The following is a 14,115-nucleotide window of genomic DNA, read 5'->3' on the forward strand; positions in this document are numbered from 1 at the left end:
GCCCCTTTGCCCGCCGGAGGCCTGGCCGTCGAGAGATGTCTGAAGGAGCGAGTGTCCAAGCGCGGAAAACGTGCCGGATGCCCCCTCACCAACCCGCGGGGATCGCAGTCCGAGCGTTGAGTCTTCGACGCGGGTTCCCCAAAGTGGTCATCCGTTGCTGACCACGGTTCCTCATGGAAGCGCCTCCGGGGTCAAGGGGGCGTGGCCCCCTTGACCCCGGCTGCCGTTGCACGTTGGGTTTGAGCTATGGGAGTCGTGCCGGCAAGGACGTCGTTTATTCGGGATCTGACGTACGGCGGCGAGGTCTCCCGTCGGCCACCTCGCCCGCTATGTGGTCACTCCGCCACCCCTTCAGCGACATAAGTCCTTTTGAGGCGACGAACCGTCCCGGTTTAGGCCGTCTGGCACGTCGCCTGCTTTTTCTCTCCTCCCCGGGGCACTGCCGGTTTGGATCGGTTTCTGAGCCGAAACCGCCCCGCCGTTTTTGATGAAGGAGAGAATCATGAGAAATCGCATCCTGACCGCCATGGCGGTCGCGATTGTCTGTCTGGGGGGCTTGGCGGCGACGGCGGACGCCCATCCGCGGGTCAACGTCCGCGTGAAGCCCAATGCAAACTGGAACAAAGCCGCGCGGAACTACAACCGCGCATTCAATCAGGGATATCGCTACGGCCGGAGCGTGGATCGAGGCTGGGCTGGACCGCGGTCCGGCTGGTACGGTCCTCCCCGGACGGGCATCTACGGCCGCGGCTTCGGCGTCTACTTCTAGTCGATCGCCGATCTCGTGCCCGCGAGTGCGCGTCACGAGCCCTTCGCTTCCTCGGGAGGCGGAGGGCTTTTTCGTTCCTGCTCCGCGGGGTCCGCTGCCCCGTCTCGGCTCAACTCGACCGCCCGTCGTCCGCGCTCCCGACGCCTCTCCCGTTCCGCCTTCAGCGAGCGCGGGATGTCGCCGGCCGGACCGGGGACCTTTGGCGCCGTGATCCGCTGGGAGAGATAGATCCCCGTATGACCGCTGGCGACATAGGCCAGGCAGCAGGCCACCGCGAGCGGGACGGCCAGCCCGCTCCCGAACAGTTCGATCCCCATCAGCGTGCAGGCGAGAGGCGTATTGGTCGCCCCGGCGAAGACCGCGGCGAAACCCAGCGCCGCGAGCACGTCCACCGGCAGCCCGAGCGCCGTCGCGAGGACGTTGCCGAGCGCGGCTCCGATGAAGAACAGCGGAGTCACCTCCCCCCCTTTGAAACCGCTGGCGAGGGTGACCGCCGTGAAGAGGAGTTTCCAGAGCCAGCTCCAGAGATGAGCACCGCCGGGCTCGAAGCAGCGGACGATCGTGACGGCGGCGGGGTCCGGTGATGAGACTCCCAGCCCCAGCGAATCGCGGTTTCCCACGAGGAACGTCAGGCCGATGACGATCAGCCCCCCCAGGAACGGTCGGACCAGCGGGCTCCCGGAGAGTCTGCGGAAGGCCGCGTGAAGTCCGTGGGTCAGCTCGGAGAAGAGGGCGCTCGCCAGTCCCGAGAGGGCTCCGATGAGCGCCGCCGCGGCCAGGATGCTTCCTCCCAGCGGGTGGGCGGCGCCGGACACCGGATCGACCAGGCTGTTGATCGGATAGTGCGTGTGGCCGATCCCCCAGGCGAGGCAGGTCCGATCGCTGACGAGGCTGGCGATCAGGCAGGGGACGAGCGCGGCGTGGCTGATCCGGCCGATCGAGAGGACTTCGAGGGCGAACACGGTCCCGGCGATCGGCGTCCCGAAGACGCCACTGAACCCGGCTGCGATCCCGGTCATGAGCAGGATCCGGACCTCCTCGGCCGAGAGTCCCGGGACCAGCCGGGCGAACCCCTGGGCCAGGCTTCCCCCCATCTGGACCGCGGTTCCTTCGCGGCCCGCCGAGCCGCCGAAGAGGTGGGTCGCGAGCGTTCCGAACAGGACCAGGGGGGCCATGCGGAGCGGAACGCCGCCGCCCGGCTCATGGATCTCGTCCATGATGAGGTTGTTGCCCCGTTCGGCGGACTCTCCCCAGCGGGAGTAGACCCACCCGATCGCGATCCCGGCGATCGGCAGGGCGTAGAGGAGGGAAGGATTCTGGAAGCGGTGATTGGTGACCCGGTCGAGGGACCAGAGGAAGAGGGCGCAGGCGGAGCCGGTCGCCAGGCCGACGGGGAGCGTCAGAAGTCCCCAGCGCGCGACCCAGCGGAGGCTTTGGAACAGATCGGAGAAGAAGGCCGACGGCACTGGGCACCTCGCGGAGTCGATGTCATCGATCGCGGGAGCCGGCGGCTCGAAGGAGGCGCACCCCTACCGCAATCGGTAGGAGTCATCAGCGCGGGAGGCAGACCTTGCGGCATTCTCCCGGCGGTTATGGCGGAACCCCATCGCCAAGGTATTCAGGATAGGTTGGTGGGCGGGGCTGTCAATCGGCGGCTGCGGCGCCCCACCGTGAAGAAGTGTGTTTTGTAGATGGTGATCGAGGTGTCGTGGCGTCCCAACCTGACGGGGTCCAGGGGCACCCTGGTGGGGGATGCAAGGGGGCAACGCACCCTTGCCCGCCGGAGGCCTGGCCGTCGGATGCTGTCTGAAGGAGCACGTGTCCAAACGCGGACGACGTGCCGTATGCCCTTTTACCTATGAGGCGGGGAGTGCAAAGCGAGCGGTGTCGGTTGTGGGAGTCCTCAGCGCCGGTCCCACAAAGGAGACGTCCGTTGTTCACAACGGTTTCTCACCGGAATGCCGCCGGCGGCAAGGGGTGACCCCCTTGACTTACCCCTTTCAAGGTCGTTTGCGTTTGCGTTTCTCAAGGAGTCTGGCGGTCGAAAGGTGATCGTTGCGGCGTCCTGTTTTCGCGGGAGGCGGGTGTTTCGGACCTCGCTTCCGCTTGGGATACCGGGACAACTTCACCCTCTTCGCCAGACGAACCAGCTCCTTCGCCAGCCCCTGGGGGCACAACCCAGTGCTGTGACTATGTTTTCCTCCTGACCTTTTGGGTCTGTAGGATGCGGAACACGGCGGCGTGGCCTCCTCGAACAGGCTTCTTGGCTTTGACCTTGGCGCTCCGGTGCGTGTTCGACGGTGACTTCCACCAGCGATCCGTCCACCGCGTCCCCAGCAGCTCCCTCAGGTGGTCGATCACATCCGATACGCTCATCAGTGGAGGGAGCTGATCCACCGTCTGAGAGACGTCCAGCAGCTCCGTCCACCCGTTCAACTGACGGTGCACATCCACGAACAGCAACTCCGATGAGATCGTCTCCACAGACTCGATCTCCTGCCCCTCCGCAATATACGCCCGCAGCACCTGGATCAGGTTGTAGAGCAGGAAGCAGAAGGAGGCCTGGAACACCGTCGCCTTCGGGCTGCTCCCGATCAGCGACTCCAGGGAGAAGACTTCCGTCACCTGCTGGAACATCCGCTCGATGTTCCACCTCTTGAGATAGGCCTCCAGCAGGTCGTCGGCCGGGTACTGATCAGGATCTTCCAGATCCGTCAGCAGGATCAGTTCGTCCTTGATCCCGGGGCGGTGCAACTGAATCCGCCGAACGGGACGTCGCTCGGGATGATCGGGGCCGCCCAGCCAGCCCCAGTCCTCCGTGTAGGACCGTCCATAACGGTCCATTCCCTCTGCGGGTTCCCAGTCGCCATTCTCGTGAAAAGCCAGCCGCTGCTTGTGAAATCGCAGGAAAAAATGGTCCCCGTGTTCCTGGCAGGCGTTCATCTGGGGCGACCCGCAGTAGCCCCGATCGCACACATGCAGCCGCGTTCTGGCGATCACTTCCCGGGTTTGCCGCAAGGCTTCTGGCAAGAGGCGAGTCTCTCCGCTCTCGCCGTCTTCACTGGCCGAGAGCGCCACCGCCATGCCGGTCCGATAGGACTGACTGACGACCAATCGGCCCCCGAGAAGACTCCCGGAGATCCCCTGCAACACCTTCAGCCGTTTCTGGACGTGCTTGATGGTCTTGCCGTCGTGGCACAGGATCTCGAACTCTCCCAGGGACGGGGGGATGGGGCAGTAGTTCACCTCCTGTGGGAACACCTGCTGGAGACGCTTGGTGGTCTCATGGAAGAAGCCCATCGAGAGTGACAGCGGCAGGTCGGCGAGCTTGCGATAGACGGAGTGGATCCCGCAATCGATCTCGCCTTCTTCCTTGGCTCGGGCAAAGCTCTGCCGCACGCTTCCATGGTGCTGCAGGAGCGCGTCACAGACCAGCTGGACCATCTGGGGAAACGTCAGGAGCTTCTCGTAGGATCGGCCGCGGTGCTGCCGAAAGACCTCGGCCAGGAACTCCTCCTCACAGATCCACCGGAAGAGTCTCATGACGGCCTGAGCTAGAGGAAGACGCGCAGCGACCTCGCGACAAAACCCCTCCATGCTTCCCTCCTTGTTCAAAACGAGCGTGTTTCCGAACACCCCTTACGGCCTAAGTCTCCTGTCGAGAATCGCTTACGTAAACCCAATCATCGTCACAGCACTGGGGGCAACCCCTTGCCGCCGGAGGCACTCCTGTGAGGAACCGTGGTAAGCAACGGATGTCCCCTTTGTGGTACGGCTATGAGGACTCCCTCAGCCTGCGCCGCCGGCTTTGCAATCCCCGCGTGTTGGTGATGGGGGCATACGGCACGTTGTCCGAGCTTGGATATTCACTCCTTCAGACATCTCTCGACGGCCAGGCCTCCGGCGGGCAAAGGGGCGTTGCCCCTCTGCACTCCCCACCAGGGTGCCCCTGGACCCGGCGAGGGCGAGACGGTTACGGGAGCGGAACACGAAGTCGCCGGGCCCACAAATGACAGAACTTGTCGACGAGCCGCTTGGCGAACTTCACATCGTTGATGTGCTCGGGGTACCGCTTGACCGTCACATGGCTGTTGCCGCGGGTCGCCCGCTCCAGTTCGGAAAACAGGGCCTCATCCGCCTCGGGATCGTGGAAGGCCTCGCCCGGCGCATCGATCGCAGAGACCCCCCCTTCGGGAACCACCACGACCACGGGGGCCCGGGCATGCTGCAGCTTGGCCGCGATCCACCGCGCAAACTCCCGGTTCTCCTCCGGCTTCGTCCGCATCAGCGTGACCTGCGGATTGTGGATGTAGAAGTTCCGGCGGGCAAAGTTCGCCGGGACCGTGTTGCGGGCCCCGAAGTTCACCATGTCGAGGGCGCCGAGGCTCAGGACGTACGGCACCCCCTGGTGCAGGATCGCGTCGAGCCGCTCCGGCCCGGCCGAGAGGATCCCGCCCACGACCTCGTCGGCGATCTCGGTCGTCGTGACGTCGATCACCCCCTCGATCATCCCGGAGGCGACCAGCTTCTCCATTGCCCGCCCGCCCGAGCCGGTGGCGTGGAACACGAGGCAGTCGAACCCGTCCTCCTCGAGAAGCCGGCGGACCTCGGTCACGCAGGGAGTCGTGACCCCGAACATCGTCATCCCGAGTGCCGGCTTCACCGGGGCCCGCGGCGCCTTGTGAAGGACCATGCCGGCCATGGCGTGCGCGGCGTTCGCCAGGACGCGGGTCGAGACCGCGTTGAGCCCGGCGATGTCGACGACGGAGTAGAGGAGCGCGATGTCGCTCGTCCCGATGTAGGGGGCCACGTTGCCGCTGGCCATCGTCGAGACCATCAGCTTCGGAAGACCGATCGGGAGGCCACGCATCGCCTGCGTGATGAGGGCGGTCCCGCCCCCCCCTCCGAGCCCCAGGACGCCCGCCAGCCGCCCGGCATAGGACTCCTGGAGCAGAAAGCCCTGGAGTGCGTCTCCCATCGCCGCGACCGCCTCGCCGCGGTCCTTGAGATCGAGGACGTACTGCGCCCCCCGAGGATGGCAGCCCGCCACCTTCTCACGGGGGATATCGGCCGCGACGGCAGGAGTCGCGCCGGTTCCGATGTCGACCGTCAGGACCCGGACCCCCGCGCTCCGGCAGAGGCCGGCGGCGTAAGCGAGCTCAGCCCCCTTCGTATCGAGCGTGGCGACGGCGTACACCGAAGCCGACATCCGAGCCTCCCGTCAGCCGCTGGGGGATGGGGATGGAAACGCGTTCCGAGGGACCGCCGCTCCGGCACGATGCCGGAGAATGCCCGATGCGACGCCCACTTCACTCCGGCCGTCAGGGCGTCGGCCTGTCGCCCTCCTGCGATGCTCCCTGGCGAGGAAGGCGATCGCAGATCAACAGGCCGCGGCCGGAGCGCCGGGCGCAAACAAACGAAGCAGCCGGACAGGACTCCGACTGCTTCGTAAGAGTGTAAACCGAAATCGACGAACGGACGAGGAATCCGAACGGAAACTACTTCTTGGCGGGAGCGGCCTTCGGAGCGGCGGCCTTGGCGGGAGCAGCAGCCTTCGCGGCCCCCTTGGCTCCCTTCTTCCCCTTGGCGTCCCCTTCTTCGCCTTCTTCCTTCTTTTTCTTCTTCTTGCCGATCGCCAGCTTCTGGATGCGGGTCTTCGGAATGCCGAAGGCGGGGCGGCCTTCCGGCCACTTCTCGTCTTCCTTCATCTTCGCGATGCGTTCATCGCGCTTGAGCACGTTGCGGGTGCGGGCCAGTCCGCCCTTGCGCTTGAGACTCTTATCGATCGTCACGTTACCAGTCCTCGTTCGACTTTCGGAGAAGTCCGGAAGTGTATCGGCAGGCGGAATACGGAACAACCGTGAGTTTTTGGCGGCGGACCGAAGGAAAGGCGGCCTGAAACGGATCGTTTGTTCACTGCTGCCCGCGGCGCCTCTGGATCGCGGCCCGTCATGAGAGGCTCCTTGTTCTCTCGACGAACGATTGGGCATAGATCGGCGCCGGCGCCCGCGGATGCGAGCCATCGCTCGGAAATCCGTTCACGCCTCCTCCGACGCCGAGCGTAGGAATGGCTGTCCGGCCATCCTCGCCCGTCTTCCGGCTCTCGCCCCGTCCTGTCGACTTTCTTTCCTCCGACCGCCGCGCCCTTCGCGGGCCGCTGGCGGCCAGTCCCGTCTTGCGCGGAGGTTTTTCCATGTCTGGTGACACGACTCCCGATCCTCGCCCCAACCCCGTTCCCTCCCCCTTCGATCCACCGTCTCCCTCGCCGCCGGGGTTCTGGCGGTGGGTCTACAACCACAACCCGTTCTACGTCATCAGCACGCTCCTGATGCTCTACGCCGTCCGGGCGGCTTACGGCGTGATGTCGATCGGCGAGATTGATTCGTGGGCGCTCCTTGGCGTGATGGGGGCCTACACGCTCGTGCTGGCGACGATCGGCGTGCTGATCGTCCGCTGGGGAAAGGTGTGGGAGGACGCGCGGTCGATCGTGCTTCTGCTGCTCCTCCTGTTCCTGGCGGTCTCGGTCAGCGCCGATGACCTGTTCACGCGGGAAGCCTCGAAGGCCGCCGGCATCCGGATGCTGGCCGCGGGATACCTGTTTTCCGCGCTCGTCACCGAGGCGGTGCTGATCGGAACGCGGCTGCGGTTGAGCTGGCTGTATCGCGTTCCGCTCCACCTGTTCCTGCTGTTTTTCTACGCCGCCCCCTACGTCGCGTCGCCGGAGATCCAGGGATGGCTGGCGGAGGACCTCAACTGGGTGGTGTTCCTGTTCCCGAACGTCGCGGCGCTGCTGTTCCTGACACTCCTGCCGGCGGTCCGCCGCGGGCCGGACCTCGTGGCCCGGAACGGGACGCCGTGGCGGTGGCCGCTCTATCCGTGGAGCGCCTTCGTCATGATCGCCTTCGCGGTGCTGTTCCGGTCCTATGTCTTTGCCCTCACGTTCTCCCAGACCGGCAAGATCTGGATCGAGCTTCCCAGTCGAGGGATGGACCGGAGCGTCCACGCCATTGCGCTCGACACGATCTGGGGGCCGTACTTCCTCGTCCCGATGCTGCTGGCCCTGCTGCTCCTGATGTTCGAGGCGTCGCTCGTGACGGGGAACCTGTCGCTGACGCGGCGGACGCTGTGGCTTGCCCCGCTGCTGATTCTGTTGGCGATGATTCCCGCCGGCGGACGGGTCTACTCTGACTTCTACCACGTTGTCGAGCAGCGGATCGGCCCGCCGGTCTGGCTGACGGGGTTGTTCGTTGCGCTCTTTTATGGATTCGCGTGGCTGCGGGGGATCGCCGGGGCCCGATTCGGAGTACTGGCTCTGCTGGCCCTGTACGTGTTCGCCGGTCCGCCAGCATCGATCGCCCGCTTCTATGAGTTGAGCCGCCCCGTCGCCATCGGGCTCGCGACTCTTCAGCTCACATGGGAGGCGTGGCGGTTACGGTCGTCGGGACTCGGTTTTCTGGCGGCGGTGGTCGGGTCGATCCTGCTGGTCTCCTTCCTGCCGGATCCGCTCCGGGCGCGCTATGGCGCGATCCTGGCGTTTCACCTGATCTGGATGTCGATGGTTGTTCTGGGGCTGGTTGGACGAGATCCGTTTGCCGAGACACTGCGAGTGTTCGGAGCCGGGCTCTTTCCGCTGGCGGCGCTGCTGGCGATCCAGTCGACGCGGGCGGACTTCGTTCCCTGGTTCCTGCGTGGGGGGTATGTGCTGCTGATCGCGGCGGTCTGTCTTGAGATTGCCCGCCGGACCGGGAGTCGGAGCTACGCCTGGGGGACGGGAGGGATTGGGCTGGTCGGGATCTACGCGATCCTGGCCCGCGGGTATTGGATGATGGTTGCCGCGATCGGGGCTCCTGCGGCCACGGCGACTGTCTGGAGTCTGGGGACGTTGTTGGCGGGGACGCTCATCAGCACGCATAAGGCGGGATGGCTGACGCGGGGGAGGGGTTTGAGGCCGAAGGTGGAAGGCTGAGCGGGGAACGGACATGCGTCCTTCAACCGGGTCCAGGGTCCCCCTGGTGGGGGATGCAAGGGGGCAACGCCCTCTTGCCCGCCGGAGGCCCTCTCGTCGAGAGATGTCTGAAGGAGGGCGTGTCGAAGCGCGGACACCGTGCCGGATGCCCCATCACCAACCTGCGGCGTCTTCAGGGCGAGCGGTGATCCTCAGCGCCGGTAGCACAAAGGGGACTTCCGTCGTGTCCCACGGTTCCGCGACGAAAATGCCTCCGGCGGCAAGGGGGCGTGGCCCCCTTGACCCCAGGCTGCCGTGGCACGGTGGGTTTGAGCGGGCAGCGTCGTGCCGGCAAGGACATTGTCCGAGCCAGCGGAACCGTCCTTCTTGCGGTTCGGAGAACCGCTCCACTATCGCTTCAACACCGCAGCGACCGGAGCCAGCGAGGACCGGTGCGTCGGAACAAGCGGAGTCGCCTCCAAAAGCGAATCGACAATCCGGTCCGTCGTCACCCGATCCGCCTCAGCATGGAAATTCGTCATGATCCGGTGCCGCAACACCGGCTTGGCAACCGCTCGGACATGCTCGGGCGTCACGTGGTTCTCACCAAGCATCGCCGCCCGAGCCTTCGCGGCCAGAACGAGATACTGGCTCGCCCGCGGCCCCGCCCCCCAGCGGACATACTTCCGCACGATCTCGGGCGCCTCCGGAGCCTCCTTGCGGGTCGAGCGGGAGAGCGCCAGGGCGTACCGCGTAACGTGCTCGGCGATCGGCAGCTGCCGCACAATCGACTGCATCGCGATCAGTTCCTCCCCCGTTACCACCTTGTCGATCCGGACACTCTCGGTCGCCGTCGTCTGGCAGACGATGCGGTACTCCTCCTCTTCGGACGGGTAATCGACAAAGACCTGCAGCATGAACCGGTCGAGCTGCGCTTCAGGAAGCGGGTACGTCCCCTCCTGCTCGATCGGGTTCTGCGTCGCCAGGACGAAAAACGGATCCGGAAGCCCGTGCCGCTGCCCGCTGATCGTCACCTGCCGCTCCTGCATCGCCTCCAGCAGGGCCGCCTGGGTCTTAGGAGGTGTCCGATTGATTTCGTCCGCCAAAATGACGTTCGCGAAAACTGGCCCACGCATAAACGTCAGTTGGCGCGTTCCCGCCATCCGGTCTTCCTGGATGACGTCGGTCCCGGTGATGTCCGCCGGCATCAGGTCGGGGGTGAACTGGATCCGCTGGAACGTCAGGCCGAGCGTTTCCGCCATCGACCGGACCATGAGCGTCTTGGCGAGCCCGGGGACGCCGACGAGCAGGCAGTGCCCCCCGGCAAGCAGCGCAGTGAGGAGGTCATCGATAACGCTCGATTGTCCGACAATGGCCTGCTGCAACTGGTTACGGATACGGGCAATCGCCGCCTGGACCCGCGCCAGGTCGGCAGGAGTGGCCGGGGAATGAGCCGCGGAGGAGGGCGAACCGGCAGCAGAGGGATCCGTGCTCATAGGCGTTTCGAGAGGGACGAACCATCCTGGCCGGGAGAAGACTGAGGGTGTGTCGAGTATTCGGAACTCGCGGAACGGTCACAAGTCATCCACCCGTCCGCGGCGACTGTTCGTCGCGAAATGCCGAAAATCGATGCAATTCTCTGCAATTAGAATGCTTCGGTTTGCCACAGAACCGAAGGTTGCCTCTTGCTCCGGCGCGACAAAGCGGCTTAACATTTCCCAAATAGGTGGGTTTCATTGTCCTGAAGGGGCCAGGAGCGTCGTGTGCTCGAATACGATTTTGACAAGAGCGTAGGCTTTTGGGTGTGTCTGACGAGCCAGGCGATGCGTCGGCGGCTGAACGAGCGTCTCGAAGAGGGGAATATCACTCTTCGGCAGTGGGAAGTTCTGGCCGCGTTGGCGGTCAATCCGGAACTCTCGCAGTGCCAGCTCGCGGACGTCATGGGGATCGAACCCCCAACGCTGGCTGGCGTCATTAACCGGATGGAGCGGGACGGCTGGCTCGTGCGCCAGCCCCACGCGGATGACCGTCGCCGGCGCCGGCTCGTTCCGACGCCGCAGGCGGAAGCGATCTGGCAGACGACTTCCCGGTGGTGCCAGGAGATCCGCGAACAGGCGGTCCGCGGCATCAGCGAGGAAGAGCTCGCCAAGTTCAAGCGGACCTGCGAAATGATCCGCGAGAATCTGGGCGGCACCGATCCCCGCGCCTGCGAAGACGTTCCCTGCGAAGGGACCTTCGACATCGTCGCCGGATCGCGGGTCGACACGGTTCCGGAAATGGACGCCGCGACGGACGTCGAGATGCATACGGCCAAGGGTTGAACGCCGCGGTGTCGCGCTCGGGAGACGCCGCCTGAGGCTGGCGGCGATTTCCGGCTGCGGTTCTCCGTGACTTCCGGTACGCTCCCTTTGCGCCCCGATTCGCATTTCCGCGTCGGTCGATCCCGTCCCGCCACCGAGTCAGTGTCCCTTCATGGCCGACCATTCCGTTCACCAGTTCACCTTTCCCAACGGACTGGTCCTGCTGGTCGAAGAGATGCCGGACGTGCAGTCGGCGGCCATGAACGTCCTGGTTCCCGCCGGCTCGCTGTATGAGGACGACGGGACGAACGGGACCGCCGCCGCCCTGTGCGACCTCCTGACCCGCGGCGCCGGAACGCGGAACAGCCGCGAGCTGGCCGGGGCCCTCGACTACCTGGGGGTCCAGCGGGACGAGCAGGTCGGCTGGAATTTTCTGTCTTTCTCCGCCGCCACGCTCGCGGAGCTGATGGTTCCGACCCTCGAGGTCTACGCCGATATCCTCCTCCGTCCGCACCTCGACGAAGCGGATTTCGAGCCGGTCCTGGCAGGGATCGAGCAGGGGCTGATCGCCGTCGAGGACGATCCCCAGCGCAAAGTCCTGATCGAGCTGCGGAAGCGGTGCTACGACGCCCCCTGGAACCGCCCGACCGACGGGACCCTCGAGGATCTGCCGCAGATCACCCCCGAGAAAGTCCGGCAGCTCTATCACCGCTCATTCCGTCCGAACGGGACGATCATCGGCGTGGCCGGGAACGTGAAAGCGACCGAAATCCGGGACGCCGTCGCGAAATGCCTCGGCGGGTGGGAACGCCTCCCGGAGCCGTCCGTCGTCCGCACGCCGGTCCTGGCCAAAAACCACCACATCCCGCACGAGTCGACGCAGACCCATATCGGCGTGGCGACCCGCGGGGTCGCCTACGGCCACCCCGACTACTACGCCGCCTGGGCGGTCGTCAGCGTCCTGAGCGGCGGGAGCAGCTCCCGGCTGTTCACTGAAGTCCGCGAGAATCGCGGGCTGTGCTACTCGATCTACGCGACGCTGCACTCCCTCCTCGTCGAAGGCCGGATCCTGGCCTATGCGGGGACGACCGCCGAGCGGGCCCAGGAGACCCTGGACGTCTCGCTCCAGGTCATTCGGGAGCTCACGAACGGGATCGATCCGGCGGAGCTCGACCGCTGCCGGACGCGGGCCAAAAGCTCGCTGATCATGCAGCAGGAATCGACGATGTCCCGCTCCTCCTCGCTCAGCCGGGACTGGTTCTACCTGAACCGGGTCAACACGCTGAACGAGATCCGGCGGCAGATCGATGCCCTGACGGTCGAGCGGCTCCTGGACTACCTGGCCCGCTTCCCTCTCGACGAATTCACTGTCTTGACTGTCGGACCCGAGCCGCTGGAGATTAAATTGACGGCGTGACCGGCCGCATCGGGCCTCGAGGTGCGACCGGTCGGCGGAGGTCGCGTCCGCGAGGAAATGCACGACGAAGGAACGTCAGCGACACCGTCCCAGCAACACCGCCCGGCCACGGAGATTTCTCAATATGACGCCTCTTGAATCGCTCATTTCCAGCGGCACGAAGCTCTGGCTCGACAGCATCGACCCGGACCTCGTCGAGGAAAACCGGAAGTTCGGCGCGACGGGAGCGACGTCGAACCCGATCATCGTGGCGGACCTCGTCAAGACGGGCCGCTTCGATGGCGAGATCACCCGGTTGATCAACGCGAACCTCAACGATGAAGAGATCGCCTGGAAGCTGACGGACAAGTTCGTCCGGGACGCCCAGTCGGTCTTCGCGGAAGTCCACCGCGTCACGAACGGCAACGACGGCTACGTCAGCTTCGAACTCGATCCGCTGCTGGAAGACGTCGACTGCCCGCTCACGACGGAGCAGCGGGCGGAGCAGTACATCGAGCTCGGCAAGAAGTGGGCGGCGGGGCACACGAACCGGATGATCAAGGTTCCGGCGACCCCCGCCGGGCTGGCGGCCCTGGAAGGGCTCTCGGCGGCTGGGATCACGCTGAACGTGACGCTGATCTTCAGCTCGCGGCAGTACCACGCGGCCCGCGAGGCGGTGTGGCGCGGAGCCCAGAAGCGGGCGAACCCCAAGACGCTCAAGTCCGTCTACAGCATCTTCGTCAGCCGGATCGACGTCTACACGGCCAAGCACGCCCCGACGCTGAGTGCCGAGGCCCAGGGACTGGTCGGCATCGTCAACGCCCAGCGGATCTGGCAGGACAACCAGCAGTGGTGGAAGGACAAGAGCCTCCCGCTGCAGCAGGAGATGATCTTCGCCAGCACCGGGACGAAGGACCCCAAGCTCCCGCCGGACAAGTACGTCGCGGCTCTCGCCGGCTCCGACATCCAGACCAATCCCCCGGCGACGAACGCCGCCGTCCAGAAGCTGGAAGGGAAGCGGTACACGAAGCAGGTCGACAAGCTCCCGCCGGCGAGCGTCCTCAAGGACATCGACGCCAAGGTGGACTTCGAGCATCTGGAAAAGACCCTCATGGAAGAGGGGCTGCAGAAGTTCTCGGATCCGCAGAAGGCGCTGATCAAGCTGATTCAGGGGAAGCGGTCGACGACGGAGACGAAGGTCTTCACCAGTCCGATCCTGGACGCCTGAGCCCTTTCGCCCGGTTTGCCGGTTGTGTCACGAGGAACCCGCGACCCTGTCGCGGGTTTCCCTTTTTTGGAGTGGAGCGGTGACGGACGAAGGCGCAGCATCGGGAGAGCCGCTTCGGCTCGATCAGTTCCTCAAGCTGTCCGGGGTGGTCGACAGCGGCGGCCACGCGAAGGTGCTGATCCAGAGCGGCGAGGTGAAGGTCAACGGAGAGACCGAGACCCGCCGGCGGCGAAAGTTGGCGGGAGGGGAGACGGTGGAGCTCGGTGGCAAGCGGATGACGGTCCCGCCGCAGCCGTTGTGAACTGGGGAAATCGATTCCGCTGGCTCGAACCTCGTCCTTGCCGGCACGACCTCCATAGCTCTAACCCAACGTGCGACGGCAGCCGGGGTCAAGGGGGCAACCCCTTGCCGCCGGAGGCGCTCCAATGAGGAACCGTGGGACATAACGGACGTCCGCATTGTGGAACCGGCGTTGAG

The 14,115-nt window shown here is 65.4% G+C and carries 11 protein-coding genes and 1 riboswitch; of the genes, 6 read left to right on the plus strand and 5 right to left on the minus strand.

The features are described 5' to 3' along the window. Positions 1-502: 502 nt before the first annotated feature. Positions 503-769 carry a hypothetical protein gene (locus VT03_RS17110; RefSeq protein WP_156514562.1) on the plus strand — a complete coding sequence of 89 codons (267 nt, stop codon included), beginning with the start codon at positions 503-505 and terminating at the stop codon, positions 767-769. Positions 770-801: 32 nt separating this feature from the next. Here the strand turns inward: VT03_RS17110 and VT03_RS17115 are convergent, their stop codons facing one another. From VT03_RS17115 to VT03_RS17130, 4 genes are all read right to left on the minus strand, one after another. Continuing rightward, the gene (locus tag VT03_RS17115; RefSeq protein ID WP_075094107.1) at positions 802-2,235 is read right to left on the minus strand and encodes a voltage-gated chloride channel family protein; all 1,434 of its coding nucleotides are present in this window, start codon (positions 2,233-2,235) and stop codon (positions 802-804) included. Positions 2,236-2,304: 69 nt separating this feature from the next. Further along, positions 2,305-2,389, minus strand: a riboswitch (Fluoride riboswitch). 570 nt (positions 2,390-2,959) lie between these two features. Beyond that, positions 2,960-4,312 carry a transposase gene (locus tag VT03_RS17120; RefSeq protein ID WP_075093940.1) on the minus strand — a complete coding sequence of 451 codons (1,353 nt, stop codon included), beginning with the start codon at positions 4,310-4,312 and terminating at the stop codon, positions 2,960-2,962. Positions 4,313-4,742: 430 nt separating this feature from the next. Continuing rightward, positions 4,743-5,978 carry a Tm-1-like ATP-binding domain-containing protein gene (locus tag VT03_RS17125; RefSeq protein WP_075094108.1) on the minus strand — a complete coding sequence of 412 codons (1,236 nt, stop codon included), beginning with the start codon at positions 5,976-5,978 and terminating at the stop codon, positions 4,743-4,745. Positions 5,979-6,267: 289 nt separating this feature from the next. Then, positions 6,268-6,561, minus strand: a complete 294-nt coding sequence (locus VT03_RS17130) for a small basic protein (RefSeq protein ID WP_075094109.1) — start codon at positions 6,559-6,561, stop codon at positions 6,268-6,270. Between the two features lie 401 nt (positions 6,562-6,962). Here VT03_RS17130 and VT03_RS17135 point away from each other — a divergent pair, with 401 nt between their 5' ends. Then, complete coding sequence (locus VT03_RS17135) at positions 6,963-8,735, plus strand: hypothetical protein (RefSeq protein ID WP_156514563.1); 1,773 nt, start codon at positions 6,963-6,965, stop codon at positions 8,733-8,735. 389 nt (positions 8,736-9,124) lie between these two features. Here the strand turns inward: VT03_RS17135 and VT03_RS17140 are convergent, their stop codons facing one another. Beyond that, positions 9,125-10,210: an AAA family ATPase gene (locus VT03_RS17140; RefSeq protein ID WP_082846293.1), complete on the minus strand. Its 1,086-nt coding sequence runs from the start codon at positions 10,208-10,210 to the stop codon at positions 9,125-9,127. Between the two features lie 327 nt (positions 10,211-10,537). On the opposite strand from VT03_RS17140, the gene VT03_RS17145 reads away from it, so the two are divergent. The 4 genes from VT03_RS17145 to VT03_RS17160 all read left to right on the plus strand — a co-directional run bounded on the left by VT03_RS17145 (position 10,538) and on the right by VT03_RS17160 (position 13,939). Then, positions 10,538-11,035: a MarR family winged helix-turn-helix transcriptional regulator gene (locus VT03_RS17145; protein ID WP_156514564.1), complete on the plus strand. Its 498-nt coding sequence runs from the start codon at positions 10,538-10,540 to the stop codon at positions 11,033-11,035. A 151-nt stretch (positions 11,036-11,186) separates the two neighbouring features. Further along, on the plus strand, positions 11,187-12,431 hold the full coding sequence (locus VT03_RS17150) for a M16 family metallopeptidase (protein WP_075094112.1): 1,245 nt from the start codon (positions 11,187-11,189) through the stop codon (positions 12,429-12,431). Between the two features lie 124 nt (positions 12,432-12,555). Beyond that, positions 12,556-13,638 carry a transaldolase family protein gene (locus VT03_RS17155; RefSeq protein WP_075094113.1) on the plus strand — a complete coding sequence of 361 codons (1,083 nt, stop codon included), beginning with the start codon at positions 12,556-12,558 and terminating at the stop codon, positions 13,636-13,638. A 79-nt stretch (positions 13,639-13,717) separates the two neighbouring features. Next, entirely contained in the window at positions 13,718-13,939 is a 222-nt protein-coding gene (locus VT03_RS17160; RefSeq protein ID WP_075094114.1) for an RNA-binding S4 domain-containing protein, read from the plus strand. The last annotated feature ends 176 nt before the right edge of the window (positions 13,940-14,115 follow it).

The organism is Planctomyces sp. SH-PL14, assembly GCF_001610835.1.
Lineage (GTDB): Bacteria > Planctomycetota > Planctomycetia > Planctomycetales > Planctomycetaceae > Planctomyces_A.